We start from the raw sequence: 26,573 nt of genomic DNA on the forward strand, positions 1-26,573 counted from the left end.
CGCGTCATCCTTCCCGAGCAGGCACGCCTCGTAGCGTGACTGTCGCCCGCAGGCCGCCCTCGGCCCGGTTCGTTAACTCCACCGTTCCGCCATGCGCGTGCAGTATGGCTCTCGCAATGGGGAGACCCAACCCGACACCCCCGGTCTCACGAGAGCGGGATTGTTCAAGCCGTGTAAACGGCTCGAAGACGCGGGAGAGATCCGCATCGGGTATGCCCGGTCCTTTATCGTCGATGGAAATGACGACATCGCTGCCCACTCGACTGAGACCAATGACCGCTCCGCCCCCGTAACGCTGGGCATTGTCTATCAGGTTGCGCAAGGCGCGCCGCATGGGCGTCCGCCGGAGCGGCAAGGTGACGGGTTCCATCGTGCCGGTTACCACCTGCGGACCGGTTTCGCTCAGTTCGGAGGCCAGATCCAGGAGCAGTCGCGAAATGTCCGTCGGTTCCATCGGCTGGTCAGGCGAGACGCCACGGGCATAGGCCAGCGTCGCCTCGACCATGTCCTGCATTTCATCCAGCGTCGCTGCCATGCGCTCTCGCGTCTCGTCATCATCGACCATCTCCGCCCGCAGGCGCAGCGCCGTGATGGGCGACCTAAGATCGTGACCGAGCGCCGCCAGCATTCGCGTCCGGTCGGCAACCATGCCGGATATGCGTGCCTGCATCCGCTCCATCGCGTCGGACAGTGCGCGCACCTCGTCGGGCCCGCCGCGCGGCATGGAAAATGCCGGACCGTCGATCCCCATCTCTTCCGCCGCCTGAACAAGGTGTCGCAGCGGGCCGGTGATCCGGCGCAGTCCAAGCCAGAGCGCTGCCATGATCAGCGCCAACGAAAGCAGAATAGTGCCCAGGATAGCCGGAGGGAGCTGGAAATCCCGGCGGTCGTTGCGGGAGCGGACATTGAGCCAGGTCCCGTCCTTCAAGAGCACGGACAGGCGAAGTTCGGTTGGAGCCACGCCTGCGGCCAGCAGCCGGTCACGCAACCAGGCAAGCGCGGCAGGAGGCGTCATGGGACGGCCGTCGCGCGGGGAGATCCCGACTTCTTCGGCACGAATCTCGCGCGGGCTTCCCAGCACATCTGTCACCCTGGATCGGACCGCCGGTAGCTCAGTTTCCTTCAAACTGATCGCGCTCTCGCCCACCTCGAATTGCGCTTGATGCGAGCGGGCCGCGGCAAGGATGCCCGGACGATTGTCCGGTTCGGCGGCTTCCAGTGCGAGAACGACCGCCGCCGCCCGCTCGGCGGTTTCGACTCTGAGGCTGGCTTGCAAGGCGGTCCCGCGTTCACCCGTGAAAAGCCAGAGACTGATGAACTGGGCTGCCAGGAAGGCGACCAGGATCAACAGTGCCAACTGCCCGGTCAGGCTGCGAGGGGCAAGCCGCATCAGCTCACCTCTCGGACGTCGGTGGCAAGGCTGTAGCCACCCGCCCGGATCGTGGCGATGATCCTGGGGCTTGCCGCGTCATCTTCGATCTTGCGGCGCAGGCGGCTGACCTGGTTGTCGATGGTGCGGTCGAAAACTTCGGCTACCCGGCCGGAAGTCAGGTCCAATAGCTGATCGCGCGACAACACGAAGCGCGGGCGTTCCAGAAAGATGGTCAGCAACTTGAATTCGGCGCTTGTCAGACTGACTTCACGTCCGTCCCGATGCGTGAGGGCGCGGGTATCGGTGTCGAGCACCCAACCTGCGAAGGCCAGCTTGCGCCCACCAAGAGTACCGGCCAGGGGCTCGGGCCGGTCCGAACGTCGTAGGATGGCCTTGATCCGCGCCAGGAGTTCGCGCGGATTGAAAGGTTTGACCAGATAGTCGTCAGCGCCGATTTCCAGACCGACGATGCGGTCGGTCTCCTCGCCCAGGGCGCTGAGCATCAGGATCGGCGGGCCGCCATTGGCAGAAACGCGCCGCGCGGCGGAAAGCCCATCCTCGCCCGGCATCATCACATCGAGAACGATCAGATCGAACCGTCCGGCCTTCAGAGCCAGGTCCATTTCCGCCGCATCGCGGGCAGGCGTTGCGCGCATGCCGTTCTTTTCCAGATAGCGCGTCACGGCATCGCGAATTTCGCGGTGGTCGTCCACGACCAGGATATGGGGCGATAGATCGGTCATGTCCTTAGATAGCCTGCCGTTGCAGCAAGCGGGAGGAATTTTGCGTATCGGTCTGTCGCAATCCATGCCCTTGCGACAGACGGATACAATTCAGGCTCCGTCCCGGCATCCTTCTGCGACAAAACCCCTCCATCCTGGTCTCATTCGAAACACAGACCCGAAGAGGTGAGACCATGAAACGCAAGACGATCCTTACTCTTGGCGCGATCGCCGCCGTCGCAGTCATCGGCGGTGCGGCCATTCCGGCCATCGCGGGCGGCGGCCCCTGGGGCATGATGGGAGGCCATGCGCCAGGCATGATGATGCAGGGCGGCGACGGTACGGGATGGGGGCCGGGCCGGATGGGCCAGCGCGCCGGCCATGGGCCGATGGGCATGAGCGGCTTTGCCGAAAATCCGGTCTTCCAGGCTTTCGATGCCGACAAGGACGGCAAGGTCACGGCTGCGGAGGCAGAGGCCGGTGTATCCGCCCTGCTCGCCACCCATGATGCCGACAAGAGCGGCGCTCTGTCCGAGGCGGAATTTGCCGCGCTCTTTTCCGAGGTGACCAAAGGCATGGCCGCGCGACCCTTCGCCATGCTCGATGATGATGGCAACAAGGAAATCAGCGCCGAGGAAATCACCTTTCCCGTGAAGATGATGGCCCGCATGGGCCGCTTGACAGACATCAATGCCGGAACCTCGACCAAACCGTAACCAGACAGGGGATAGCGGGTGCCGAAAGGTGCCCGCCCAATCATTCAAAGGGATAGAGCCATGACACATCCCACAGGTTATTCCGGAGCGCAGATCGCGCTCCACTGGATCGTCGCCCTCCTGGTCGCCGGTCAATATATCTTCAAGGACTCCATCGCCTCCGCCTGGGATGCGATCCGGCAGGGCACGGACTATGCCTTCGACCCACTGATCCTGGCCCATGTCGCGGGCGGCGGGCTGATCCTCGTCTTCATCCTGTGGCGTCTGGCTCTGCGTCTGGGACATGGCGCGCCACCACCGCCCGAGAATAAACCCGCGCCGCTCAAGGTGCTGAGCCATGCCGCCCACTGGGCCCTCTATGCGGTGTTGGCGATCATGTCCGTCTCGGGCGCATTGGCGTGGCTCGCCGATTTCACCGTTGCCGCACAGGTCCACAACGTCTTCAAGGTTATCCTTCTGGCGCTGATCGCGCTGCATGTGCTGGCCATTCCGTTCCACCGGATCGTTCTGAAGAACAACGTCATGGTGCGGATGCTCCGCCCCGCAAAGTAGCGGCGACTACCGAGTGGGGCTCTACCGTTAAAGGTCGCCGGCGGGGGAGCCCGGCGAATGTGCTGGACAAGAACAGTCATGGGTCATCATGCTGGAAGCGTCTCGACGCAGCGGGTTCAATCGGGTTGAGCATCAATCCAAATTTCCAAGATCGACAGAAAGAGAAGACCGCCATGTCAGCGCCCGAAGAGCAAAGCCTTCCGATTGATCTGAAACTGTCTGAGCCGACAGCTGCTCGTCGGCGCCGCTGGTTTCGCAAGCGGTATCTGCTGGTCCTGCTGGTCCCGGTGTTCATGTTCTCGGGCGCGGTGCTCGGAATGTACTTTCAGCCGACGGGGTTGCAGAAGTTCTACGCACTGACGGGCCTTACACCCGGTGGCGGCTCGGATGCACCCATTGCTCTGCCGCCCGAGATCGAGCTGCCGCCGAAGATGGCGGAAACCCTGCTGCCCACCGATGTGGTGGGGTTGGCGCGCGTGATGCCGCGTGGCGATGTCTCGGTTGTAGCGGCGCCCTACGGCGCCGGGGATGCGCGTGTCGCCGAAATTCTCGTATCCGTGGGTGATCGTGTGGAGAAGGGCACCGTGCTGGCGCGGCTCGACAATCACTCCGCTCTGGCAGGCGCGGTTCTGACGGCCGAGGCAAACCTTGCCGTTCGCGAAGCAAACCTCATTCAGACCCGTGCCGCGATAGAGGCAAGCCGCAACGAAGCACAAGCCACGCTTGACCAAGCCGTGGCCACTGCGGCAGAAGCCGCGACGACGCTGGCGCGAACGGCAGAACTCGTTTCGCACGATGTGGGCACACAGGCTACGCTCGATGCCGCCCGCTCGGCGGCAGAGGGCGCGAAGCTTTCTGTTATACGCGCTGAGGCAACGTTGAAGCGGTATTCGGCGGTGACGCTGGACGAGCAGCCCGACGTGATCGTAGCCAGCCGCAATGTGGATGCCGCCCGATCCGACCTGGCCCGTGCGCAGCTTGATCTTGCACGGGCCGAGGTCGTGGCCCCGATTGCAGGCACAATCCTCGACATCCGCGTTACGCCCGGACAGCGACCTCCCACAGACGGGATCATGGACATGGGCGACACGGACCAGATGATGGCCGAGGTGGAGATCTGGCAGGACCGCATCAGCACTGTCCTGGTCGGCCAGCCGGTGGAATTGGCCACCCCGGCACTTGGTGTCACGCTGCAAGGCCGGGTGGGCAGCATTGGGCTGACCGTGGGACGGCAGGGACTGATTTCGGACGATGCAGCGGAAAACAAGGATGCGCGCGTGATCCAGGTCCTGGTGGTGCTGGATGCCGCTTCCTCGGAACTTGCCGCACGCTTCACCAATCTCGAGGTCATCGCCCGCATTGACACCACTGCACGGGCCAATCCATGAGCTACCTGCTGCAACGCCTGTTCGGGCGGCTGCCGATCGGCTGGCTGCAATTGACCCATAACCGCACCCGCTTCGCGGCGGCACTTGCCGGAGTGGCCTTTGCCAATGTGCTGGTTTTCGTTCAGCTTGGAATCATGAATTCGATGGGTGCCGCAACATTGCGACCCTATGCCTTCTTCCAGGCGGATATCATGATCTCGGCCAGCGACGCGAGTACCCTGACCGATGGCGGCAACGTGGCAAGGCAATGGCTGCTACAGGCAATGGGTGATCCGGATGTCTCCGCAGGCATGGGTCTCTTGATCGCCAATGTTCCCTGGGACCGGGGCGAGAAGGACATCAGTCTGACGACCTTTGGCGTGGACCCGGTCAAGAAAGAATTCCTCGCCACCGATATCGCAAGCGATCTGTACCTCTTGCAGGTGCAAGATGCGGCGATACTCGACCGGCTGGCCCGAGGACTGAGCAAGGATGAAGCTTCCGCGATCCGTCCGCAATCGCCGCTCTCCTTTGAAACGCAGGGCCGCACCGTCACCGCCTACGCCACTTTCGCCGGCGGAGGCGGGTTTGGTGGCGATGGCTATATGCTGGTCTCGGACCAGACCTTCCTGTCGCTGTTTCCGACGCGCAGTTCCACGGCGCCCGACCATATCCTTTTGACGCTGCGTCCCGGCGCGCAGACGGAGGCCGTGATCACGCGCCTGAAATCCCTGATCTCCGACCCATCCCTGCGCATCCGCAGCTATGAACAAGCAGCTCAAGAGGACCTGCGCTACCAGCAGACCAAGCGGCCCACGGGTATCATCTTCGGCTTCGGCGTGCTGATAGGCGTTCTCGTCGGAATCGTGATCGTCTATCAGGTGCTGTCCACCGACGTGGCCGACCACCTGCGCGAATACGCAACCTTCAAGGCCATGGGTTATGGCCCCCAGTTCTTTCTCGGCATCGTCTTCGAAGAGGCGCTGGTGCTGGGGATCATGGGATTTATCCCCGGTCTGGTTGTCGGGACGACCATTTTGACAGTCATGGGCAAGATAACCACCCTGCCACTGGGCATGACACCCTCGATGGCGGCGACGGTCTTCCTCGGCACCATCGTGTTTTCTGCCCTGTCCGGCGCCATCGCCACCCGTCGGCTTGCCGCTGCCGACCCTGCCGATCTCTTCTAGGAGGCTGCCATGGACAGCGACGCAATCGTTGAAGTACGGGCCTTGAACCATTGGTTCGGCAGCGGCGAAGTTCGGAAACAAGCCCTGTTCGACGTGAACCTGACGTTGAAACGCGGCAGCTTCACCGTGTTGATGGGCCCCTCCGGCTCCGGCAAGACCACGGTCCTCACGCTGGTCGGCTGCCTTCGAGCCGTCCAGGATGGGTCGATACGGCTTCTGGACCACGAATTGAACGGCGCACCCCAGACACAGCTTGTCGCGCTGCGCCGGCGTCTGGGTTTCATATTCCAGGCCCATAACCTGCATGAAAGCCTGACGGCGGCGCAGAATGTAATGATGGGAGTGCAGGTGCACGGTGGCGTGCCCGACGGCGTGGCGCAACGCGCGGCCGGCCATGCACTTGGCCTTGTCGGCCTGACGGACCGCATGACCTACCTGCCCGCCAACTTGTCAGGTGGGCAGAAACAGCGCGTCGCCGTGGCTCGGGCCCTTGTCTCCAGCCCGGCGCTGGTGCTGGCAGACGAGCCCACCGCCGCACTGGACAAGGACAGTGCGGCCGAGGTCGTCGATCTGTTGAAACGCATGGGCGAGGCGCGGGGTACCACGACTTTGCTCGTCACCCATGACAACCGCATCCTCGACCGCGCTGACCGTATCCTGACATTGGAAGACGGCCGCATTGTCAAGATCGAGGAGCGGGGCTGAGCGGTCAGCGCTCTAACCGAGAGATCACTTCGCTCTGACACAAAATGACAGCGTCTGCTTGGCGGGTAGAACAGCCGGAAGCTGTCCGTCTCCGGTCGGTCCCTTGTCGGAAATGATTTCCGCATGCGCGTTCATGTCGGTCGTTCCCGGTGGCCGGCCTCACCCCTCAATAAGCGGGCATGCGGTTCGGACGGCACGAAGCCTGCTCGGCAGTGGGACTATCAGTGGCCATGGTTCGATAGTTGCCCGTTAGGGGCATCCTTATCTTTTCTTTATTTCCCTCCCGCATCTTCTCAATCGAAGCCTGACCTGAGGCACCCTTAATCCTGTATTCGTATCAACAGGAGAAACGGACATGTCCGACCTCATCTTCCTCGCGCTCGGCGGAGGCACGCTTCTCGCTCTCGCACTCTACGCCCGCGCCCTCGACCGGCTATGACGGAGGCAAGCATGATTGAGCCTCTTTTCGGCCTTTTCGTCGCCGTCGCCCTTGGCGTCTATCTCGTGGTCACGCTTCTGCGACCCGAACGCTTCTGATTTTTCGAGGAGTATTCCCATGACCATTGTCGGGTGGCTGCAGATCAGCCTCCTCTTCCTCGCCGTCCTCGTCGCCATCAAGCCGCTCGGGCTTTACATGGCGCAGGTGTTTTCCGGCGAACGCACCTTCCTCTCGCCCGTCCTTGCCCCTTTGGAGGGCGGTCTCTATCGCCTCGCCGGCATCCAGCCGGACAAGGAGCAGGGCTGGCTTGCCTACACGGTCTCCATGCTGGCCTTTTCGCTAGCCGGCTTCCTCGCTCTTTACGCGATCCTCAGGCTGCAGGCCTACTTGCCGCTCAACCCTCAGGGTTTTGCCGGCATGGCGCCGGATCTCGCCTTCAACACGGCGGTGTCCTTCGTCACCAACACCAACTGGCAGAACTATGCCGGCGAAACAACGCTCGGCCATTTCGCCCAGATGGCCGGCCTTACCGTGCAGAACTTCCTGTCGGCTGCCACCGGCATGGCACTCGCCATCGCCTTCAGCCGGGCCTTCGTTCGGTCCAAGGTCTCGACGCTCGGTAATTTCTGGGTCGACATGACCCGCGCCACGCTCTACGTACTCCTGCCGATCGCCATCGTCGTCGCCCTGGCCTTCGTGGCCATGGGCCTGCCGCAGACGCTCGACGCCTCGGTAACCGCCACAACGCTGGAAGGCGGCCAGCAGGTCATCGCGCTCGGTCCCGTCGCCTCCCAGGAAGCGATCAAGCAGCTCGGCACCAATGGCGGCGGCTTCTTCAACGTCAATGCCGCCCATCCTTTCGAGAGCCCGACGGCCTGGTCGAACTATCTCAACATCTTCGCCATGCTGTCGATTTCGGCGGCGCTCGTCTACACCTTCGGCCAGATGGTCGGCAATCGCCGCCAGGGTTGGGCCCTGATCGCGGCCATGGCCGTGCTGCTGACCGCCGGCGTCGCTGTGACCTATTGGGCGGAAGCCCAGGGCAATCCGATTCTCACATCGCTTGGCGTCGATCCGGCGCTCGGCAACATGGAGGGCAAGGAAGTCCGCTTCGGCCAGGCCATGACCGCACTCTATGCTGCGGTGACAACAGGGCTTTCGGATGGCGGCGTCAACGGCATGCACGGTTCCTTCACCGGGCTTGGCGGCCTGGTACCGATGTTCCTCATCCAGCTCGGCGAAGTGCTGCCCGGCGGCGTCGGTTCGGGCCTCTACGGCATGCTGGTCTTCGCGCTGCTTTCCGTCTTCGTGGCAGGCCTGATGGTCGGCCGCACGCCGGAATTCCTCGGCAAGAAGATCGAGGGCCGCGAGATGAAATTCGCCATGCTCGCCGTCCTCGTCCTGCCGCTCGCCATTCTCGGTTTCACCGCCGTCTCGGCCATGCTGCCCTTCGCGGTGGCAAGCGTCGGCACGGCCGGCCCGCACGGACTGTCGGAAATCCTCTATGCCTATACATCTGCGGCGGGCAATAACGGCTCGGCCTTCGGTGGGCTCACCGGCAACACGCCCTGGTACAACACCACTCTCGGCATCGCCATGCTGCTCGGCCGCTTCGCCTATGTTGTCCCGGTCATGGCCATTGCCGGCTCGCTCGCCGCCAAGGTGAAATCACCTGCGTCGGCCGGCACCTTCCCGACCGACGGTCCGCTGTTCGTCGGCCTGCTGATCGGCATCATCCTCATCCTCGGCGGGCTGCAATTCTTCCCGGCCCTTGCCCTCGGCCCCATCGTCGAACATCTCGCGATGCTCGCCGGCCAGACCTTCTGAAGGAACAGTCCATGTCAAAAGACCGTAAGGCACCGGGTTTTCTCGATCCTGCCATCCTGCTGCCGGCAGCGCGCGACGCTGTCCTGAAGCTCGATCCCCGGCAATTGCTGCGCAATCCGGTGATCTTCGTCACCGAGGTCGTGGCCGCGGTTGTCACCGTGCTCTTCGTGCGCGACCTCGTCACCGGCGCGGCGGAAACCGGCTTTTCCGGCCAGATCTCCGCCTGGCTCTGGTTCACCGTTCTTTTCGCCACATTCGCGGAAGCCGTGGCGGAAGGACGCGGCCGCGCCCAAGCCGACAGCCTGAAGCGCACCAAATCCGAACTGACGGCCCGCCGGCTGTCGTCTGACGACAGTATCCAGACCGTTCCCGCGTCCAGCCTCAAGATCGGCGACATCGTCCTCATCGCGGCAGGCGAGTTGATCCCCGGCGACGGCGAGGTGATCGAGGGGGTTGCCTCCGTTAACGAAAGCGCGATCACCGGGGAATCGGCACCGGTGATCCGCGAATCCGGCGGCGACCGTTCGGCCGTGACCGGCGGCACGCAGGTGCTTTCCGACGAGATCAAGGTGAAGATCACCGTTCAGCCCGGCTCCTCCTTCGTCGACCGCATGATCGCGCTTATCGAAGGCGCCCAGCGCCAGAAGACGCCGAACGAGATCGCGCTGTCGATCCTGCTATCGGGCCTGACGTTGGTCTTTCTGTTCGTCTGCGTGGCGATCTGGGGACTGGCCGGCTATTCCGGCACCGTCATCTCCGTCACCGTGCTGGCCGCCCTGCTCGTCACCCTGATCCCGACGACGATCGGCGGTCTGCTGTCGGCGATCGGCATTGCCGGCATGGACCGCCTGGTCCGATTCAACGTGATTGCCACCTCTGGCCGCGCCGTGGAAGCGGCCGGCGACGTCGATACGCTGCTGCTCGACAAGACGGGCACGATCACCTTCGGCAACCGCATGGCCAGCGACTTCCTGGCCGCACCCGGCGTGACGCAGACGGAACTGGCCGAGGCCGCACTGATTGCCAGCCTTTCCGACGAAACGCCGGAAGGCCGGTCCATCCTTGCGCTGGCGACCGGAGAATTCGGCGTTGCGATGCCGGAGGCCCGCTTCGACGCGGTCATCGCCTTCACGGCCGAAACCCGCCTGTCGGGTGTCGATCAGGGCGGACGACAGTTCCGCAAGGGCGCCGTCGATGCCGTCCTGAAATTCGCCGGCCTGACCGAAGACGATGCGCCTGCCGATTTCCGCCGCGCCGTCGATCTGGTGGCCCGCAGCGGCGGCACGCCGCTGGCCGTTGCCGATGGCGACCGGCTGCTTGGCGTCATCCACCTCAAGGACGTGGTCAAGCCCGGCATCAAGGAGCGGTTCGCAGCTCTTCGCGCCATGGGCATCCGCACCGTGATGGTGACCGGCGACAACCCGGTGACCGCGGCCGCCATCGCCTCGGAAGCCGGCGTCGACGACTATCTCGCCCAGGCCACACCGGAAGACAAGCTGGCCTTCATCCGCCGCGAACAGCAAGGCGGCCGGTTGATCGCCATGTGCGGTGACGGCACCAATGATGCGCCGGCTCTTGCCCAGGCCGATGTCGGCGTTGCCATGCAGACAGGCACCCAGGCCGCCCGCGAGGCTGCCAACATGGTGGACCTCGATTCAAGCCCGACCAAGCTCATCGAGATCGTCGAGATCGGCAAGCAGTTGCTGATGACGCGCGGCTCGCTGACGACCTTCTCGATTGCCAACGATGTCGCCAAATACTTCGCCATCATCCCGGCGCTGTTCGTCGCCACCTATCCGGCGCTCGAAACCCTCAACGTCATGGGGCTGGCCTCGCCGCAATCGGCCATCCTGTCAGCGGTCATCTTCAATGCCCTGATCATCGTGGCTCTCATACCGCTCGCCCTCAAGGGCGTCGCCTACCGCCCGGCGGGTGCTGCCTCGCTGCTGCGGCGCAATCTGCTCATCTATGGCCTGGGCGGCCTGATCCTTCCCTTTGCCGGCATCAAGGTCATCGACCTTGCAGTCAGCGCTCTTCATCTGGTGTAACCATGATCCATCATCTTCGCCCCGCAATTACTTTCGTCGTCGCCATGACGGCTTTGACCGGACTCGCCTATCCGCTGGCGGTGACCGGCATTGCCCAAGCCGTTCTGCCGGCCCGCGCCAATGGCAGCCTGATCGAGAAGGACGGAAACGTGATCGGCTCCGCCCTGATCGGCCAGAACTTCACATCCGACCGCTATTTCTGGCCGCGACCGTCCGCGACCGGGCCGGACGCCTACAATGCCGGCGCTTCCTCCGGCTCCAATCTCGGCACAACCTCCGTCAAGCTCAAGGACCGCGTCGCGGCCGAGGTCGAACGGCTGAAGGCAAGCGGTCTATTGGTAGCGTCCCCGGCAGACGCGGTGACCACGTCGGGTTCGGGCCTCGATCCACATATCTCGCCGGATTTCGCGACCGCCCAAATCGGGCGCGTGGCAAAGGCCCGCGGGCTTGCCGAGGAAGCGATTGCGACCCTGGTCGACCGGATGACGCAAGCGCGTGAACTCGGCGTCATCGGCGAACCGCGCGTGAATGTGCTAGAGCTCAATCTGGAACTCGATGCTCTGAATATGTGAGACGACGAATGGCGGACGACGATCGCGACAAGACCCGCAGACCGGATCCGGATGCCCTGCTTGCCCTGGCGGAGAAAGACCGCCGGGGCAAGCTGACCGTTTTCCTGGGCGCAGCGCCCGGCGTCGGCAAGACCTACGCCATGCTGTCTCGCGCCGGGCGGTTGAAGGCCGACGGCATCGACGTCGTCGTCGGCGTGGTCGAGACCCACGGTCGCGGCGAGACGGCCGCCCTTCTTGAGGGCCTGGAGGTCATGCCGAGACAACGCATCGCCCATCGCGGCCGCATGCTGGAGGAACTCGACCTCGATGCGGCCCTCGCCCGCAAGCCCCGCATCGTCATCGTGGACGAACTGGCGCACTCCAACCCTGAAGGCAGCCGCCACCCCAAGCGGCACCAGGATATCGAGGAACTGATCGCGGCCGGCATCGATGTCTGGACGGCCCTCAACATCCAGCATCTGGAAAGCCTGGCCGATCTCGTCGCCCAGATCACCGGCGTCACGGTGCGGGAACGCGTACCGGATGTCGTATTGAAACGCGCCGACGAGGTCATCCTCGTCGACCTTCCGCCGACCGAGCTGATCGATCGCCTCAAGGAAGGCAAGGTCTATCTGCCGGAAAGCGCCGGTCGCGCCGTCGACAAGTTTTTCCGCCTCGGCAACCTCACAGCGCTTCGCGAGCTTGCCCTTCGCCGCACCGCAGACCGCGTCGACGACCAGATGGTCGACTACCTGAGGCAGAACGCCATTGACGGCCCGTGGGCGACGGGCGAACGACTGATCGTCTGCGTCGGATCCGACCCGCTCTCGGAAAAGGTGGTTCGGGTGGCAAGCCGCCTCGCTTCCGGGCTGAACGCGCCCTGGATCGTCGTTTCCATCGAACGCGCCGACCGGGAGGTGGAAACACCCGAACGTCTGCAGAAGATCGAGACGCTCTTCCGTCTCGCAGAACAGCTTGGCGCGGAAACCCGACGGATCATCGGCCATGATTTCGTCGATGAAATCCTGAAGCTGGCCCGACGCGAACATGCAACGCAGATCGTGATCGGAGCGCGCCGGCGGCGGGGAATGGAACGGCTTTTCTCAAGATCGCTGCCGGATGCCCTGTCCAGAAAAGCCTCCGGCTTGGGCGTCCACATGGTCACACCCGACAGAAGCGAAATGCAACCGACGACACTGCGGCGGCCCACACCCAACCTTGCCACGCTGCGGCAGTCCACAGCGATCGCTTTGGGCTTCGTCGCATCCATCACGGCGGTCGGCAAGGTGATCGACCAATTCGTCGATCTGCCGAACATTTCGCTTCTCTTCTTGCTCGCCGTGCTGGGCGCATCGGTGTCCGGGGGCTATCTTTCAGCCTTCCTCGCGGCGCTGATGTCCACGCTCGCCTACAACTTCTTCTTCATCGACCCGCTGCACACCTTCACGATCGCCGCGCCGCATGAGGTCTTCGCGTTGTTCGTGTTTCTTGCTGTCGCCATCATCGCCGGTGGCTTTGCCTCGCGCATTCGCGAACAGGCCGAGATCGCGCAAGTCCGGGCAACGGCGCTGCAGTCCCTCTACGACTTCTCGCGAAAGCTCTCGACGATCGCCAAGACGGATGACGCCATCTGGCTGACCGTGTCGCAATTGCAGACGAGCCTGAAGAGAAAAGTCGTCCTCCTTCTTGCCCGCAGCGGAGAATTGAGCGTGGCGGCGGCATGGCCACCGGACGCAGACCTAGACGTGACCGACCTGACGGCGGCCCGCTGGGCCCATGAGAAACGCGAGCCGGCCGGACATGGGACGGGCACTCTGCCGAACAGTCGCTTCGAGTTTCGGCCGCTGCTCGGGCCACACGGGATTGTCGGCGTGTGCGGGGTCGAACATACGGCCGAAAGGCTCGACCTCAACGCCGAGCGTTCCCTTACGGCCATCCTCGACCAGACGGCGATCGCCCTCGATCGTGCCCGGCTCGCCGAGGAAACGGTGATTCAGGCCGCACGCCTCGAGGGCGAACGCTACCGGGAAGCCCTGCTGTCCTCGATTTCCCATGACCTGCGGACGCCGCTGGCGACGATCACCGGCGCCGTGACCGGCCTGCGCCAGCTCGGCGAGCGCATGACGCCCGAAAACCGCGACGACCTTCTCCAATCCATCGAGGAAGAGAGCGGCCGGATGAGCCGCTTCGTCGCCAACCTGCTCGACATGACGCGCATCGAGGCCGGCACGCTGAAGCCCAAGCGGGACTGGGTGGACGTGACCGACGTCATCCAATCCGCCGTCGATCGGACGCGCAAATATGCGCCCGGCCGCGTCATCGAAACGGGCATCGCCCCGGATTTGCCGCTGATCAAGGGCGACAGCGTGCTGTTGGGCCAAGTGCTGTTCAATCTTCTCGACAATGCGGTCAAATACGGAGGCGAGGAGCCGATCAACGTCTATGCGCGGCGCGACGGCGCTGACGTGCTGATTTCGGTTACGGACCTTGGCAAGGGCATACCGCCGGAAGATCTGGACCGGGTCTTCGAAAAATTCTATCGCAGGGGCAAGCCGGACGGGCGAGCGCCCGGAACGGGCCTTGGCCTCTCCATCGCGCGCGGTTTCGTCGAAGCGATGGGTGGAAAGATCCATGCCGAAAGCCCGGCACTGAAGAAGAGGGGAACACGCGTCGTGATGCGATTTCCCGGAGCCGAGGGATCGAGGATAGAGCCCAGATGACGCTGTCGCGTATTCTCGTCGTCGACGACGAGCCGCAGATCCAGCGCTTCCTGAAGCCATCGCTTGCGGCGGGGGGCTACGAGGTCATTGAAGCAGCGACCGGCGCGGAGGCGCTGAAGGCGGTTGCGACGCAGGCGCCGGATTTGGTGATCCTCGATCTCGGCCTGCCCGACATGGACGGCAAGGAGGTCATCGCCAGCCTGCGCGGCTGGAGCGATATCCCGATTGTCATCCTTTCGGCCCGCGACCGCGAGAGCGAAAAGATCGCAGCGCTCGACCTGGGGGCCGATGACTATGTCGAAAAGCCCTTCGGCATCGGTGAGCTGACCGCCCGCATTCGCAGCGCGCTGCGGCACCGCGGCCGGAGCGAGGCGGTTCCAACGATCATGGAAGTCGACGGCCTCACCATCGATCCGATCCGCCGCCTGGTCTCGCGCGGCTCGGAAACTATCCGCCTCACGCCCAAGGAATACGACCTGCTTCTGCATCTGTCCCGGCATGCGGGCCGCGTCGTGACCCACCGCACCTTGCTGACGTCGGTGTGGGGGCCAGCCCACGCCGATGACCTCCACTACCTGCGCGTCTTCATCGGTCAGCTTCGCCACAAGATCGAGCGGGATCCAACGCAGCCGCGGATCGTGCGCACGGAACCGGGCGTCGGCTATCGGATGGCAGAGCAGGAGTGAAGCCGAACTTCACGGCTTGTGTCGGGTGCCATTGCGAAGGCGACGCAGATAAACCGGTTACCAACGGCTCTCCTCATCCGTGCTTACAAATCAAAGACCAGCTTTTGGTTTGCAGAAGCCGGTGAGCGTGGCGCCGCGAAAGCCTGGATCATGCGTTCCTCTGCTTCTTCCTCGACAGGGAGTTGCCGCATGCGCGACCGCGCGCTGTTCGATCTTGCGATCGAGAGCAAGCTGCGGGGCTTGAGTTTGTGTTTCGGCGTGCAACATTGGCTCTGACACACATTTGCTGAAGCGCGTCGTAGGGGGGCGCGCTTCAGCAAATCTGCGTCAAAGCCCAAGAAGCATTGCGGTATCCTTGAGCCATAGTGCACAGGGGCGTTTGTACTTATGCGCTGACGCGGAGAAAATCGAAGTCACAGCCCTTTGTGGCCGGCAGAACGTGCCGGCGATAAAGGAGCGCATAGCCGCGTGCGGGCTCCGTAGTGTTCGGACAATACTCCTGGCGACGGCGCGCGAGTTCTTCTTCGTGGACCAGCAGATCGATTCGCTTTTCGCTGGCCGAAAGGCGGATACGGTCGCCGTTCCTGACCAGAGCCAAGGGCCCGCCGAGGTCGGTTTCGGGCGTAACATGCAGGACGATCGTGCCGAAGGCCGTGCCCGACATGCGCGCATCGGAAATCCGCACCATGTCCTTGACGCCCTTTGCCGCCAGCTTCTTCGGGATCGGCAGGTAGCCGGCCTCCGGCATGCCGGATGCGCTGCGGGGCCCTGCATTCTGCAGGACCAGGATGTCTTCGGCCGCGACATCGAGAGCGGGATCGTCGATCCGCGCGGCGAGATCCTCCAGAGAGGAGAACACGACGGCGCGACCTTCGTGTTCGAGCAGGGCGGGAGTTGCTGCCGCCCGTTTCAGGATTGCCCCTTCGGGGGCGAGCGTGCCGGTGAGTGCGATCAGTCCGCCGAGCGGATCCACCGGATTGTCGGCGGTTCGGATCACGACGCGATCGATCGGGTCGCTCAGCGGCCTTGCCAGCCGCTCGCCGAGCGTCTGGCCGGTGACATCGCGGCAGTCGAGATTGAGCTTGTCATCAATGCCTCTGAGCACGCCCTCAAGCCCACCGGCGGCATGGAAATCCTCCATGTAGCCGTTGCCGACCGGCTTCAGGTCGACGAGCACCGGCGTCTCGTCCGAAAGCCGGTTGAAGTCCGCGAGATCGATGTCGATCCCGGCCCGGCCGGCAATGGCCGCCAGATGCACGATCGCATTGGTCGAGCCCGACACGGCGAGCAGCACCCGCAGCGCATTTTCGATCGATGCCCGGGTGATGAGCGTTTCCGGGCGCGGGCCGCCGGTCATGGCCATCTCCGCGGCGAGCGTGCCGGTCTCCTCCGACGCGCGCAGACGGTCGGCATGCACGGCCGGAATTGCGGCGGTGTGCGGCAACATCATGCCGAGGGTCTCGGCCAGCAGCGCCATGGTGCTCGCTGTCCCCATCACGGCGCAGGTGCCGGACGTGACGGCAAGACGGCCCTCAACCTGGTCGATCTCCTGCTTGTCGACATCGCCGGCGCGGTATTTGCTCCAGAAGCGGCGGCAATCGGTGCAGGCGCCCAGTCGTTCGCCCTTGTGGCGGCCAGTCATCATCGGGCCGGCGACGACCAGGGCCGCGGGCTTGCCTGCGGAATAGGCGCCCATCAGCAGTGCCGGCACGGTCTTGTCGCAACCGCCCATCAGCACGACGGAATCCATTGGCTGCGCCCGGATCATTTCCTCGACGCTCATCGCCATCAGGTTGCGATAGACGAGCGAGGTCGGCGAGAGGAAGACTTCGCCGAGTGAGATCACCGGGAAGGTGACGGGCAGCGCGCCGGCGGCCAGCACGCCGCGTTTCACCGCCTCGATCATCTCCGGAAAATGGCGATGACAATTGTTGAAGCCACTCTCTGTGGTGCAGATGCCAACGATCGGCTTGTCGAGCGAGGCCCCTGTATAGCCCATCGAGCTGGCGAAGGAACGCCGCAGGTAGCGGGCGAAATCCCGGTCGCCGTAGTTGGTCAATCCATTGTCGAGACCGGCGGGCTTCTTGTCAGTCATGGAGTGCTCCCTTCACCAGCCGGTGGCGTATGTATTTCGGGTTCAGATAGTCGAGTATGCCAAGGCTTCCTCCTTCGCGGCCAAAGCCGCTCTGACGCGTGCCGCCGAAGGGTGCCTCGGCGGTTGCGAGCAGTGTCTCGTTGATGCCGACCATGCCGGCCTCAAGCGCCTCCGCCGTCTGCGCGGCCAGGGCGGAATCTCGGGTGAAGACATAGGCCGCGAGGCCGAAATCGGTGGAATTCGCCCGCGCGATTACTTCGTCAAGGCTGTCGAAAGCCGCGATCGGCGCAATCGGCGCGAAGGGTTCTTCCCGCATGATACGGGCATCGTCGGGCACGTTGCCGAGGACTGTCGGTTCCAGGAAATGCCCGCGATTGAGATGCGCCGGACGCTTTCCGCCGGCGAGCAGCCTCGCGCCACGGTCGAGCGCGTCCGCAATCAGCGCCTCGGCACTGGCGAGCGAGCGGGCGCGGATCATCGGACCGGTCGTGACGCCGGGCTTCAGCCCGTCACCGATCGTCAGGCCGCGCGCGTATTTGGCGAAGGCTTCTTCGAAGGGGGCGAGGATCGAGCGGTGTACATAGAAGCGTGACGGGGAAATGCAGACCTGACCGCAATTGCGGAACTTGGTGGCGGCCAGCTTTTCCGCCGCCGCGACGGGATCGAAATCGGCGTGGACGATGACCGGCGCATGGCCGCCCAGCTCCATTGTCACCTTCTTGATGCCGTCGGCCGCTGCCTTGAGGATCTCCCGACCGACGGGCACGGAGCCGGTCAGCGACACCTTGCGGATGACGGGCGATGCGATCAACCGCGAGACCATCGGCACGGCGGGGCCGGTCAGAATCGACAGGCATCCCTTGGGCAGGCCGGCGTCGATCAGCGCCTCGCCGATCGCCGTGCAGCTGCCCGGCGCCTCGGAGGCCGGTCGGACAATCACGGTACAGCCGGCCGCAAGCGCTGCCGCAATCTTGCGGGCCGGCAGGAGCATGGGAAAATTCCAGGCGGTGAGCGCTAGGCAGGGACCGACCGGCTGGTAGATCACCGAAAGGCGCTCGTCCGGGTGGCGGCCGGGGATCGTCTGGCCGTAGATGCGTTTGGCTTCCTCACCCTGCCATTCGAACTGGTCGGCGCTGGCGCGAACCTCAGCTTCTGCTTCTGCGAGCGGCTTGCCGGTCTCGCTGCTCATGATGTGCGCGAACTTTCCTACGCGCTCGCGCATCAGGTCGGCCGCGCGCCTGAGGATCGCGGCGCGATCCCAGGCCGCAACGGCGGCCCAGGGGGCAAAGCTGCCTTCGGCGGCGGCAAGGGCTGCACGTTCGTCTTCCTCTGTCGCCGCCGGTACATGGCCGACGGTGTTTTCCGTCGCCGGGCTCTTCACCTCGATCAGGCCTCCGTCGGAGGCCGGCCGCCATTCGCCGCCGATCAGCAGTCCGTATTGTTCGTACATGGTTCAGCCTCAAATCAGGGTGCGGGCATATTGCCGTTGAACGTCGTCGCACCAGTTGCCGACGTTCCATTGTCCATAGGCGCCCAGTCCACCGCTGGGGTCTTCGCCGAAATAGACGGGGACATGAACGAGGCTCAGGCCGGGATGGCGGCGGGCCTCTTCCAGCGCCGTCAGCAGCGAAATTTCGTCCGTGCCGCCCCAGATCGCCCGGACGCCCCGAACGGCGCTCGCCATCTTCACGTAGTCCACCGCCACCCCGTCGCTCGTGCGGAAATCACGCCCATACTGGGAAAGCTGTAGATGACTGATGGCGGCCATGCGCCGGTTGTCGAGAAGCAGTATCGTCCCGTGCGCGCCATGCTCGACGCCGTCGATCAGAACCTGCGGGTTCATCATGAACGAGCCGTCGCCGGTGAAGGCAACGCCGTAACGGCCCTTGTTTGCAAGGGCGGACGAGAGCAGCGCCGAGACCGCAAAGCCCATGTAGGACGCGCCCGTTTCGGTAAAGGTCTCGCCGGTCGCGGTGTCGTCGACGATCTGGAAGCCGTTCGCCTGAACGTCGCCCGCATCGAAGAATTTCAACGCGTTGTGGCGCTGGCAGAAATCGCTGGCGATCTTGATCGCCTGAGGCTGGGTCAGTACTTCGCACTGCCAGACGGGATCGGTCAGACGCGGAGCGGAGAACCGTCCGGCGAGAAAGGCTTCCCATTCGGCCTTTTTCTTGCGGGCAGCCTGGAGCCAGGAGGCCTTGTGGCTGACTAGGGGATAGCTGCCCAGTGCGTCGGCCAGTCGTGTCGCAACGATTGCCGCGTCTCCCGTGAGCGCGATCGTCTGGTTGTAGTGTTGGACGTCGATAGGGTCGGCATTGATATTGATGACCTCGCGGACATTGGGCCAGCCAATTCCGGAGCAGTCCGCCTGGCAGACGGCGCGGCTGCCGATCACCACCAGGACCTCGGCCTCCTCCATCGCCCAGTTGCCGCTGATCGAACCCTTGGAGCCGCCGACATGCATGTTTTGCGGATGGTCTGCCGGCATCACGCCGTTGGCGCCGGGGCTGAGCACGACCGCGGCCCCGGATGCCTCCGCCAGGCGGCGGATCTCGGCGGATGCTCCGCGTGCGCCGCCGCCGAGCTTGAGAGCCACCTTGCTGGCCGAGGCAATGACGGCGGCGGCCTTCTCGATCCCCGTGTCGTCGGCGGGTGCGAGCTTTGGGAAGACCGGTCGCTGGGGCAGGGCGTCCAGGCGCAAGGTCACGGGTGCCGCTTGCGTGTTCAACGGCATGTTCATGAAAAATGGTCCGGGGCGCCACGGGTGGAATACGCAAGCCGCTCCCTTGCGCAGTCCATCCCGCAGCGCGCCCGGAGTATGCAGCGTGTAGGAACTCCCCATCAGGGAGGTGATTTGCGAGAAGATCCCCTGTGCCGGCTTCGGCACCTGCTGCATGTTGTAGCCCTCTCCATGGGTCGTCTCGTCGCCATAGAGATGGTAGAGGCCGACGCCGTTGGACGAGGCGGCGAGCGATGCCGCCATTGCCTGGAACGCGCCGGGGCCGATCGAGGTGACCACCGCGCAGGGCTCGCCATAGACCCAGGAGAGTGCGGTGCCGGCATGCGCCATTTCGACTTCGTTGCGGAATTGCCAGCAGCGCACCAGCCCTTCAGCCTCATAGGCCTCCAGCACATCCGCTACCGCCGTGCTGCCGTGCCCGAAGATCGCGAGGTATTTTGTGACACCCTGACGCATCAGGCCGAGCACCAGCGCTTCGACCAGCGGCAATGCGACGGTCTGTTCGAGGAGGCCTGCGTCGATGGCGGCGTCGAGCCCGCCGGCTTCGCGGATCCAGCGCGCTCGTTCAGGGGCGGTGGCCGTCTGCAGATCGGCGAAAGAAGAGGTCGCCACGGTCACCGGGAGCCTCCTTCCGCGCGCAGGTCTACGGTGCGGCCGAGCCGCGCCGATTCCTCCGCCGCAAGGGCAAAGCCCAGGATCTGGCGGGCCTGGCGGGCGGTGAGAACCGGCGGGCCGCCATCTTGCAGTGCCTCCAGATAGTGGCGGGTCGAAAGGACGAAGCTCTGTTCCCAGCCGGTCGGAATGTCCCGGTATTCGGTCATGGCCCCATCCCGATAAAGCGCCAGCGGCGGCGTGTCGGCCAACCTCCCATGGCCACCGTTGATCCAGATGATGCCCTTCGTGCCGGTGATCTCGACACGGTCGTCCTGGGCGTAGTGCCGGGTGGCGAGTTCCATATCCGGCGAATAGACGATTTCGAGATTGCCGATGCGGTTGCCCGGGAATCGGAAGGAAATCTGCGACTGGGCATCGAAACGGATGCCGCCCGGACCCTCGGTGTCGCCGATGAAGGCGTGCACTTCGTCGGGCTCGCCCATGAAATGCCAGGCGAGGGCAAACTTGTGGTGGCCATCATCGAAGACCAGCGGGCCGCCGCCGGCTTCCGTCGCCTTTTGGCGCCAGGCATTGGCCGCGGGCGGAACGTCCCAGGCGGTCGCGCTGCGCGCCGGATTGGACTTGATGCGGATGGACAGCGGCGTGCCGATCGCACCTTCGTCGATCAGCGCCTTGGCCTTCAGGACCGGCGGATAGAAAATGAAGTTCTCGAAGACCTTGAAGGGGCGGTCATAGGCCTCCGCCGCGGCGACCAGTCGGTCGGCTTCCTCCAGCGAGACGCACATCGGCTTCTGCAGGGAAACGATCTTGCCGGCATTGATGGCCTTGAGGGCTGCGGAGAGATGGAGATGATGCGGCAAAAGGATTTCGACGAGGTCGACATCGGCGCGTGACAGAAGAGCATCCAGATCGGTTTCGATCGCGACATCCGTAAGGCCCCAGTCCTTTGCCTTGCCGGCGGCAAGGTCCGAATCGCGATCGCAAAGGGCGACGATCCGGCTCGACGGGTTTTGGAGGTATTCGATCGCATGGAGGTCGGAAATGCGACCCGTGCCGATAATCGCTACTCTAATCGGTCCCTTTGTCATTCAATGGGGTCCTTCTCTGGCTGAACAATGGAAACGGAAGTGATGATGCGGCCAAGCTCTGCCAGCCGGGCATCGTCCACCCGGACGCTCGGCCCGGAAACGCCGATGGCGGCGATCATCCGGCCGTCGGCATCGTAGATCGGGCGTGCGACACAGCGGATGCCCTGGGCGAATTCCTCGTCGTCGACGGCATAGCCGCGCGCCCGCGTGAGGGTGATCTCGTCATCGAGCGACGGGCGGGTGGTCAGTGTCTTGAGCGTATAGGAGGTGAGGGGGCCTTCCAGCGCTGCGCCGCCGAAGGCCAGGAAAGCCTTGCCGAGTGCCGTGCAATGCAGGGGAGACAGGGCGCCGATCGGATGGTCGACCTTGAGCGGCAGGGGCGAGTCGACCTTGTCGATATACCAGACGCGATCGCGCACCAGAACCGCCATGTGCGCGCATTCACCGGTCCGTGCCACCAGCGTTTCGAGTGCGGGGCGCCAGGCTTCCTTGACCGCTATGATGTCGGCGAGTGAATGCTCGCTGCGGGCCGGCCGCGCCACCTTGTCGGTCGGCTGGTAACGGCGACCGGCATCCTGAAGGGCGTAGCCGCAAGCGACCAGCGTCTTCATCAGGTGCGAAGCGTTCGACTTGTCCACGCCAAGCGCCTCGGCGATATCGGTCAGCCGGGCGGGTTCGCTCCGGGAGGCGATATAGTCGAGGGCTTCGAGGCCACGTGACAGGGATTGCAGCAGGCGCATTGTTGAACTCCATTCAGGCTATTTGCGATAGTTGGAATATGCTAAACATAATGTACAGCATATGGCAACAAAATAGCGCTATAGACCTGATATACTCAAACTTCACCGCATTCGTTCCGAAATGCAATACTTTTTGTTGACATCAGCGATATTCTTGCGAGAAGTTGATAGTGCGATAATGCAAAGTTAAACATACGCAAACTTCATGGGAGGAACTGATGTTTTCGATTTCACGGCGCGCGCTTATTGCCGCAGCGCTCATGACATCTTCCGCGAGCCTCGTGCCGCAAGCCTTCGCCCAGTCCGGCGAGGTGACGATCAGCCACTATTTCACTGGCGAACTCGGTCTGAAGGCCTTCAACGATCAGGTCGCGGCCTTCGAGAAGGCGAGCGGGATCAAGATGAAGGAAAGCCCGGTCGGGCACGAGGATTTCAAGACCGATATCCTGGTGCGGGCCGCCGGCCGCAGCCTGCCGGACGTGTTCAGCTATTGGGCAGGCGCTCGCGTACAGTTCATTGTCGATTCGAAGAGCCTGCGTCCGATCGACGACATGTGGGCTGCCGAAAAGTTGGATTCGGTCGTTTCCAAGCCGATTGCCGAAAGCTCCACCCTTTATGACGGCAAGCGCTTCCTGGTTCCCTTCAACTATCACTACGCGGGCGTCTTCTTTAACAAGAAGGTTCTGGCCGATGCGGGCATCACGGCGATGCCGGCGACCTGGGACGATTTCATCGCCATGTGCAAGACGCTAAAGGCTAAGGGCGTGGCACCGATCGCGCTCGGCTCGAAGAACCGTTGGCCGGCCCAGTTCTGGTTCGACTATCTGCTGCTGCGCACTGCCGGCCCGGACTATCGCGCGCGCCTGATGTCGGGCGAGGCATCTTATGACGACCCGGAAGTCGCGACGGCCATGGGCCTCTGGAAGAGCCTCCTGGATGAGGGACTGTTCGTCGAGAACGCCAATGCGGACGACTGGACCGACGCTGCCGACAAGGTTGCGCGCGGCGATGCTGCGATGACGCTCATGGGAACCTGGATCACAGGCTACTGGAACGGTATCGGCCTCGTGCCGGGCACGGATTACGACTTCTTCCCGTTCCCGACCGTCAAGGAGGGCGTGGCCGATGCCGCCGTCGGCCCGGTCGACGGCCTGGTGATCTCGGCAAATGCCGCAAATCCGGAAGGAGCGGAAAAGTTCCTGGCCTTCATGATGTCGAACCCGGACGTCCAGGCAAAGTGGGCCGAGGCTCAAGGCGCGCTTTCGGCCAACGTGAATCTCGATCCGAAGATCTATAACAGCGTCATGCAGCACGCGGCCCAGACCGTGTCCGAAGCGCCCGTCTTCGCCTTCAACTATGACCTCGCCACGCCGCCGCCGGTCGCCGAGGTCGGCCTGTCGATGTTCACGCGCTTCATTGACGACCCGTCCAAGATGGATGAAATCCTGAAAAACATGGCCGCCGACGCGAAGGTCGCGTTCAAGCAGTAACCGAAGGCAGGCCGCGGCCTGTAAGGGTCGCGGCCGCATCGGAAAGGATCTAAGGCATGGAGCGGCATAACCGTTTCTGGCGTGTCGCGCTTCTGGCGCTGCCGCTCGGCGTGTTCGCCATTTTTGTGATCTGGCCGCTGCTCAGTTCGTTCTACTACAGTTTCACCAACTGGAACGGCTTCAACAGCGACTATGATTTCGTCGGTTTCTCGAATTTTTCCAAGATATTCACCGACTCGCTTTTTCTCAATGCGGCGATCAACACGACCATCTGGATGGTGGCGGCGATCCTCGTGCCGACGGTGCTTGGCCTCCTGCTCGCCCTGCTGCTGGACAGCAGGGTGCCGGGGACCCGCATCTTCAAGACGATCTTCTACCTGCCGATCTGTCTCTCCGCCGTCATCGTCGGCCAGATCTGGATCTGGATCTACCAGCCCGACTGGGGTCTGCTCAACACGCTCATTTCGTCGGCCTCCGGGGAGAAGATGCGCTATGCGTGGCTTGCCAAGCCCGATACCGCGCTCCTGTCCGTCATCGTCGCCTGGTCGTGGCAGCAGACCGGCCTGTCGATGGTCATCTATCTGGCCGGGCTCACGGCCATATCGGAGGACCTGCTCGAGGTCTGCGAGATCGAGGGTGCCAGCCCATGGCAGCGCACGCTCTTCGTCGTGCTGCCGCTTCTCACACCCTCGACCGTTGTCGTCGTCGCGTTGTCGGTGATCAACTCGCTGAAAGGCTTCGATATTCTCTACATCATGACCGGCGGCGGGCCGTTCAACAGCTCCGACACGCTCGCCATGCACATGTACAACGAGTCTTTCCGGAAATACCTGATGGGATATGGCAGCGCGATTTCCGTCGTGCTGTTCCTGATCGCGGTCACGATCATCGGCCTCTATTTCCGGCAGCTCAAGAAGGTGGACAAGATCTATGGCTAGTCCGGTCGCCGAAAAGCGGTTCAATCCCTGGCCCGTGGCGATCTTCGTCATCCTGGTCGTTCTCGCGGTGATGTTCCTGCTGCCGACGGTCGGCGTGCTGCTGTCCTCGGTGAAGACCACGCGCGAAATCGCCCTCGGTCAGCTCTGGTCGATGCCGCAGGCGCTGTTCATGGGCAACTTCGTCGAGGTGCTCGGCAATCCGGCGGTCCACCGCTATTTCCTGAACACCCTGATCGTCACGGTTCCGGGCACGATTGCCTCGACCGCGCTGGGTGTACTGGCCGGCTATGTCTTCGCCAAGCTGCCGTTCCGGGGATCGAACGCCCTGTTCCTGGCGGTGATCGCGGGCATGTTCTTCCCGCCGCAGGTGATCCTGGTGCCGCTGTTTCGACTGTTCAACGGCCTCGGTCTGATCGACACACTCTGGCCGGTGTTCATCGTCCACACGGCGCTCGGTATTCCGATCTGCACGCTGCTGATGCGCAATTTCTTCGCGACGGTGCCGACCGCCCTCAGGGAAGCGGCAATCCTTGAAGGCGCCAATGAATGGCAGGTTCTGACAAAGGTCGTCCTGCCGCTCAGCCTGCCGGCGCTCGCGGTGCTTGCGACGCTCCAGTTCACCTGGATCTGGAACGATTTCCTCTGGCCGCTGATCTTCACCCAGTCGGACGAAATGCGCACCGTGATGCTCGGCATCGTCAATCTCAAGGGGCAGTATTCTGTGGCCTGGGGCGTGCAGGGCGCGCTTTCTCTGGTGGCCAGCCTGCCGACCTTGATCGTCTTTCTGTTCTTCCAGCGCTTCTTCATCAAGGGCATGACCATGGGCGCGGTTAAAGGGTAAAACATGACACAGCTTTCGCTTCGCGACGTGCGCAAGGCCTTCGGCGGACTTGAGGTCATCAAGGGCATCAACCTCGATGTCGAGGACGGCGAATTTGTCGTTTTCGTCGGCCCTTCCGGTTGCGGCAAGTCGACCATGCTGAGGATGATCGCCGGGCTCGAGGACCTCACGAGCGGCCAGATCAACATCGCCGGCCACGACGTCACCCGCACCCCCCCGTCCAGGCGGGAGATCGCCATGGTGTTCCAGTCCTACGCGCTGTTCCCGCACATGACGGTGGCCGAGAACATCGGCTTCGGGCTGAAACTGAACAAGCGTCCCAAGGAGGAGATCGCAAGGCGCGTCGGTAATGTGGCGGGTGTTCTGCAGATAGAGGCCTTGCTCGAGCGCACGCCGCGTGAACTTTCCGGCGGTCAGCGCCAGCGGGTGGCGATCGGGCGGGCGATCATCCGCGAACCGAAGGTGTTCCTTTTCGACGAGCCCTTGTCCAATCTCGATGCGGCGCTGAGGGTGCAGATGCGCCTTGAGATTGCGCGTCTGCACAAGCGGCTTGGCGCGACCATGATCTATGTCACCCACGACCAGACGGAGGCGATGACCTTGGCCGACCGGATCGTGGTTTTCAATCATGGTCGGATCGAGCAGGTCGGTGCTCCCATGGAGCTATATGAGCGGCCGGCCAACATGTTTGTCGCCGGCTTCATCGGCGCGCCCGCGATGAATTTTCTGCCCGCCAGGCTCGATCATGCGGGCGCGCGCAGCGTCATCCGGTTGGGCGACGCATCAATCCCGCTTGGAGCGCTGCCACAAGGTGCGGGGGGCGATGTCACCCTGGGCATTAGGCCCGAGCATCTTTCGCTTGTCGCTGACGGGGAGGGGCTCATGCCGGCCCGCGTCGAGATCGTCGAACATCTGGGTGCCGAGACCTATGCCTATGTCGAGATCGCTGACCCGATGGCAACGCTGACGGTCTCGTTGCCGGCATCTGCTGGCGTGAAGCCCGGCGACCGCGTTTCGCTGCACTTCGATCTTTCGAACCTGCATGTGTTCGACCGCGACGGCGTGGCGATCCAAAAGGCCACTACCAGTTCCTCTGCGCCGGCAAGATAACGGCTGCCCCGTGCCGGTGAA

General features: G+C 63.5%; 22 protein-coding genes. 15 read left to right on the forward strand and 7 right to left on the reverse strand.

Going from position 1 to position 26,573, the window contains the following annotated elements; all coding sequences use genetic code 11:
- Positions 1 to 4: 4 nt before the first annotated feature.
- Both DYZ14_RS08205 and DYZ14_RS08210 read right to left on the reverse strand, forming a co-directional pair.
- On the reverse strand, positions 5 to 1,390 hold the full coding sequence (locus DYZ14_RS08205) for an ATP-binding protein (protein WP_232365474.1): 1,386 nt from the start codon (positions 1,388 to 1,390) through the stop codon (positions 5 to 7).
- Positions 1,390 to 2,115 carry a response regulator gene (locus DYZ14_RS08210; protein WP_154720466.1) on the reverse strand — a complete coding sequence of 242 codons (726 nt, stop codon included), beginning with the start codon at positions 2,113 to 2,115 and terminating at the stop codon, positions 1,390 to 1,392. Before DYZ14_RS08210 ends, DYZ14_RS08205 begins: the two co-directional genes overlap by 1 nt.
- Before the next feature lie 173 nt (positions 2,116 to 2,288).
- On the opposite strand from DYZ14_RS08210, the gene DYZ14_RS08215 reads away from it, so the two are divergent.
- From DYZ14_RS08215 to DYZ14_RS08265, 11 genes are all read left to right on the forward strand, one after another.
- Positions 2,289 to 2,810: an EF-hand domain-containing protein gene (locus tag DYZ14_RS08215; protein WP_154720215.1), complete on the forward strand. Its 522-nt coding sequence runs from the start codon at positions 2,289 to 2,291 to the stop codon at positions 2,808 to 2,810.
- Between the two features lie 60 nt (positions 2,811 to 2,870).
- The gene (locus tag DYZ14_RS08220; RefSeq protein ID WP_154720216.1) at positions 2,871 to 3,362 is read left to right on the forward strand and encodes a cytochrome b; all 492 of its coding nucleotides are present in this window, start codon (positions 2,871 to 2,873) and stop codon (positions 3,360 to 3,362) included.
- Positions 3,363 to 3,421: 59 nt separating this feature from the next.
- Complete coding sequence (locus DYZ14_RS08225; RefSeq protein ID WP_154720217.1) at positions 3,422 to 4,750, forward strand: HlyD family efflux transporter periplasmic adaptor subunit; 1,329 nt, start codon at positions 3,422 to 3,424, stop codon at positions 4,748 to 4,750.
- Entirely contained in the window at positions 4,747 to 5,919 is a 1,173-nt protein-coding gene (locus DYZ14_RS08230) for an FtsX-like permease family protein (protein WP_154720218.1), read from the forward strand. The genes DYZ14_RS08225 and DYZ14_RS08230 overlap by 4 nt, the downstream gene beginning before the upstream one ends.
- 9 nt (positions 5,920 to 5,928) lie before the next feature.
- Positions 5,929 to 6,624 carry an ATP-binding cassette domain-containing protein gene (locus DYZ14_RS08235; protein WP_154720219.1) on the forward strand — a complete coding sequence of 232 codons (696 nt, stop codon included), beginning with the start codon at positions 5,929 to 5,931 and terminating at the stop codon, positions 6,622 to 6,624.
- Positions 6,625 to 7,074: 450 nt separating this feature from the next.
- Positions 7,075 to 7,161: a K(+)-transporting ATPase subunit F gene (gene kdpF, locus DYZ14_RS24655; protein WP_104367965.1), complete on the forward strand. Its 87-nt coding sequence runs from the start codon at positions 7,075 to 7,077 to the stop codon at positions 7,159 to 7,161.
- Positions 7,162 to 7,180: 19 nt separating this feature from the next.
- Positions 7,181 to 8,890 carry a potassium-transporting ATPase subunit KdpA gene (gene kdpA, locus DYZ14_RS08245; protein ID WP_154720220.1) on the forward strand — a complete coding sequence of 570 codons (1,710 nt, stop codon included), beginning with the start codon at positions 7,181 to 7,183 and terminating at the stop codon, positions 8,888 to 8,890.
- A gap of 11 nt (positions 8,891 to 8,901) precedes the next feature.
- A complete protein-coding gene (gene kdpB, locus DYZ14_RS08250; RefSeq protein ID WP_154720221.1) occupies positions 8,902 to 10,938 on the forward strand; it encodes a potassium-transporting ATPase subunit KdpB in 2,037 nt (678 codons plus the stop codon).
- A 2-nt stretch (positions 10,939 to 10,940) separates the two neighbouring features.
- Positions 10,941 to 11,510, forward strand: coding sequence for a potassium-transporting ATPase subunit KdpC (kdpC, locus tag DYZ14_RS08255; protein ID WP_154720222.1), 570 nt, complete (start codon positions 10,941 to 10,943; stop codon positions 11,508 to 11,510).
- Between the two features lie 8 nt (positions 11,511 to 11,518).
- Positions 11,519 to 14,209 (forward strand): sensor histidine kinase, encoded by a 2,691-nt coding sequence (locus DYZ14_RS08260; RefSeq protein ID WP_154720223.1) that lies wholly within the window; start codon positions 11,519 to 11,521, stop codon positions 14,207 to 14,209.
- Positions 14,206 to 14,895, forward strand: a complete 690-nt coding sequence (locus DYZ14_RS08265) for a response regulator (protein ID WP_154720224.1) — start codon at positions 14,206 to 14,208, stop codon at positions 14,893 to 14,895. Before DYZ14_RS08260 ends, DYZ14_RS08265 begins: the two co-directional genes overlap by 4 nt.
- Before the next feature lie 385 nt (positions 14,896 to 15,280).
- Here the strand turns inward: DYZ14_RS08265 and DYZ14_RS08270 are convergent, their stop codons facing one another.
- The 5 genes from DYZ14_RS08270 to DYZ14_RS08290 are packed head-to-tail and all read right to left on the reverse strand — an operon-like array spanning position 15,281 to position 22,173.
- The gene (locus DYZ14_RS08270; RefSeq protein ID WP_154720225.1) at positions 15,281 to 16,990 is read right to left on the reverse strand and encodes a dihydroxy-acid dehydratase; all 1,710 of its coding nucleotides are present in this window, start codon (positions 16,988 to 16,990) and stop codon (positions 15,281 to 15,283) included.
- Positions 16,983 to 18,440 (reverse strand): NAD-dependent succinate-semialdehyde dehydrogenase, encoded by a 1,458-nt coding sequence (locus DYZ14_RS08275; RefSeq protein WP_154720226.1) that lies wholly within the window; start codon positions 18,438 to 18,440, stop codon positions 16,983 to 16,985. Before DYZ14_RS08275 ends, DYZ14_RS08270 begins: the two co-directional genes overlap by 8 nt.
- 9 nt (positions 18,441 to 18,449) lie before the next feature.
- Complete coding sequence (locus DYZ14_RS08280; RefSeq protein WP_232365475.1) at positions 18,450 to 20,348, reverse strand: thiamine pyrophosphate-binding protein; 1,899 nt, start codon at positions 20,346 to 20,348, stop codon at positions 18,450 to 18,452.
- Positions 20,345 to 21,433: a Gfo/Idh/MocA family protein gene (locus DYZ14_RS08285; RefSeq protein WP_154720227.1), complete on the reverse strand. Its 1,089-nt coding sequence runs from the start codon at positions 21,431 to 21,433 to the stop codon at positions 20,345 to 20,347. The genes DYZ14_RS08280 and DYZ14_RS08285 overlap by 4 nt, the downstream gene beginning before the upstream one ends.
- Entirely contained in the window at positions 21,430 to 22,173 is a 744-nt protein-coding gene (locus DYZ14_RS08290; protein ID WP_154720228.1) for an IclR family transcriptional regulator, read from the reverse strand. The genes DYZ14_RS08285 and DYZ14_RS08290 overlap by 4 nt, the downstream gene beginning before the upstream one ends.
- 218 nt (positions 22,174 to 22,391) lie before the next feature.
- Between DYZ14_RS08290 and DYZ14_RS08295 the strand changes: the two genes are divergently transcribed.
- Genes DYZ14_RS08295 through DYZ14_RS08310 form a run of 4 tightly spaced genes read left to right on the forward strand, consistent with a single transcriptional unit; the run spans position 22,392 to position 26,552 of the window.
- Positions 22,392 to 23,663 (forward strand): ABC transporter substrate-binding protein, encoded by a 1,272-nt coding sequence (locus DYZ14_RS08295; RefSeq protein ID WP_154720229.1) that lies wholly within the window; start codon positions 22,392 to 22,394, stop codon positions 23,661 to 23,663.
- A gap of 56 nt (positions 23,664 to 23,719) precedes the next feature.
- On the forward strand, positions 23,720 to 24,601 hold the full coding sequence (locus tag DYZ14_RS08300; RefSeq protein ID WP_154720230.1) for a carbohydrate ABC transporter permease: 882 nt from the start codon (positions 23,720 to 23,722) through the stop codon (positions 24,599 to 24,601).
- The gene (locus DYZ14_RS08305; protein ID WP_154720231.1) at positions 24,594 to 25,442 is read left to right on the forward strand and encodes a carbohydrate ABC transporter permease; all 849 of its coding nucleotides are present in this window, start codon (positions 24,594 to 24,596) and stop codon (positions 25,440 to 25,442) included. Before DYZ14_RS08300 ends, DYZ14_RS08305 begins: the two co-directional genes overlap by 8 nt.
- 3 nt (positions 25,443 to 25,445) lie before the next feature.
- Positions 25,446 to 26,552, forward strand: a complete 1,107-nt coding sequence (locus DYZ14_RS08310) for an ABC transporter ATP-binding protein (RefSeq protein WP_154720232.1) — start codon at positions 25,446 to 25,448, stop codon at positions 26,550 to 26,552.
- Positions 26,553 to 26,573 lie beyond the last annotated feature (21 nt).

It is taken from the genome of Ciceribacter sp. T2.26MG-112.2 (assembly GCF_900492205.1).
Lineage (GTDB): Bacteria > Pseudomonadota > Alphaproteobacteria > Rhizobiales > Rhizobiaceae > Allorhizobium > Allorhizobium naphthalenivorans_A.